Here is a 1,863-nt window from a genome sequence, read left to right on the forward strand (position 1 = left end):
AGGAAGAGCGGGCGCTTTCGGCGGGCGCGCTCGACCATGCCTCGGGGGACGGCCTGAAGGAGCGCGTCACCTCCAGGCTCTCGCGCATCGAGGCGGCAGCGTCCCGGCGCATGTCGCGCGGCACGGGCCTGCTGGCAACCATCGGCTCGACGGCACCCTTCGTCGGCCTGTTCGGCACCGTCTGGGGCATCATGAACGCCTTCATCGGCATCTCGCAGGCGCAGACCACCAATCTGGCGGTGGTGGCGCCCGGCATCGCCGAAGCGCTGCTCGCCACGGCGATGGGCCTGGTGGCGGCCATTCCGGCGGTGGTCATCTACAACGTCTTCGCGAGGTCCATAGCCGGCTACAGGCAGACCCTGGCCGACGCGTCCGCCGGCGTCGAGCGGCTGGTCAGCCGCGACCTCGATTTCCGCACGGTGCCGTCGGCAACCGCGATGGCGGCGGAGTGAGCGGCTATGGCGGCGCGGATTCGTGAAACGGCCGGCGACGATCTCGAGGAAAGCCACGAGATCAACGTCACGCCGTTCATCGACGTCATCCTGGTGCTTCTGATCATCTTCATGGTCGCCGCACCGCTGGCGACCGTCGACGTCAATGTCGAGCTGCCAGGGTCGACGGCCACGCCGGCGCCGCGTCCGGAGACGCCGCTCTTTCTCACGCTGAAAAGCGATCTCACGCTGGCAATCGGCAATGACAGCGTGCCACGCCCCATCTTTGCCGCGGTGCTCGACGCCAGGACCAAGGGCGACAAGCAGACACGCATCTTCCTGCGCGCCGACAGAAATGTCGGCTATGGCGAGCTGATGGAGGTGATGAATCTGCTGCGCGCCGCCGACTACCTCAAGGTCGCGCTGGTCGGGCTGGAGACGGCGTCCGGTATCGGGGGCGCGGCCCGGGCGGGCGGAGCTCCGGCCGCCAGTGGAGGCGCCGCGCCGGCGACGGCCGGGAGCACGAGCCAATGACGGCCGCCGCCATGTCCGCGATCTCTCATCCACGTTTCGGCTTCCGTGAAGCCGGTCTATGGACAAGCGCGGCCGCAGTCATTTTCGCCGCGCATGTCGCGGTCGCCTATGCGGTGCAGAAACTCAGCTTCGCCGAGGTGCCGGACGGCGGTCCGCCGCAGGCGCTGGCGGTCGAAATGGCACCGCTTGTGATGGCACCTGCCGTGCCTGAAGAGGTGGCGACACTCGACGCGGTCACGCCGGACCCGCCCGATGCAATCGAGGAGACGCCGACGGTCAGCGAAGTGAATCCGACGACCGACCCGGCGCCGCAGCCGGTCGTGAAAGAAGCCGAACCGGTTACCGAACAGCCCGTCGACGCCGATAAGACCGAACAGGCCGAACCGGCGGAGCCGACCGTGGCGGCGCTGAGCGAGCGGCCGCCGCTGGAAGAGGCCGTTCCCGACCCTGTCGAAGCAATCGCGCCCGACGTGGTCATTCCGCTGCCGCAGCCGAAGCCGGTCGAGACGGAAATCAAGGCAAGCAAACCCGTCGAGGCGAAGACAAAGGCAGAGAAGAAGCCGGTTGAAAAACCGAAACAGCGGCCGAAGAAGGAAAAGCCGGCGCCGCCCAAGGCGGTGACGACGGCCAGCATCGACGCCAAGGCCGGCACGAAAGCTGCGGCGCCGCAATCCTCCGACGCGGCGCCGCGATCCAGCGTCAGCCCATCGCGGTGGAATGCCAGCCTGGCGGCATGGATCAGGCGCCACACGCGCTATCCGAGCGCGGCGCGCTCGAGAAAGGCCGAAGGGAGCCCCAACGTGACGTTCACCGTAGATGCCTCGGGCCGGGTAGTCTCGGCCAGGCTGGCGCGGTCGTCAGGCGATGCCGATCTCGACCGCGCGGCGCTCGGCGCGCT

Annotated in this window: 3 protein-coding genes; all 3 read left to right on the forward strand. The window is 68.5% G+C overall.

Annotated features, from left to right (window positions below):
* On the forward strand, positions 1–452 hold a 452-nt coding region (gene exbB / locus DH10_RS36130; protein WP_192385979.1), incomplete at its 5' end, for a tonB-system energizer ExbB.
* A 6-nt stretch (positions 453–458) separates the two neighbouring features.
* The gene (gene exbD / locus DH10_RS36135; protein ID WP_192249723.1) at positions 459–965 is read left to right on the forward strand and encodes a TonB system transport protein ExbD; all 507 of its coding nucleotides are present in this window, start codon (positions 459–461) and stop codon (positions 963–965) included.
* The coding region (locus DH10_RS36140; RefSeq protein ID WP_192385980.1) for an energy transducer TonB at positions 962–1,863 on the forward strand (902 nt) is incomplete at its 3' end. The genes exbD and DH10_RS36140, both read left to right, overlap by 4 nt.

It is taken from the genome of Mesorhizobium silamurunense (assembly GCF_014843825.1).
Taxonomy (GTDB): domain Bacteria; phylum Pseudomonadota; class Alphaproteobacteria; order Rhizobiales; family Rhizobiaceae; genus Mesorhizobium; species Mesorhizobium silamurunense.

Bases quoted from the DNA above. Each gene is read 5' to 3' on its own strand.
- exbD (WP_192249723.1), top strand. From the start codon at position 459: ATGGCGGCGCGGATTCGTGAAACGGCCGGCGACGATCTCGAGGAAAGC.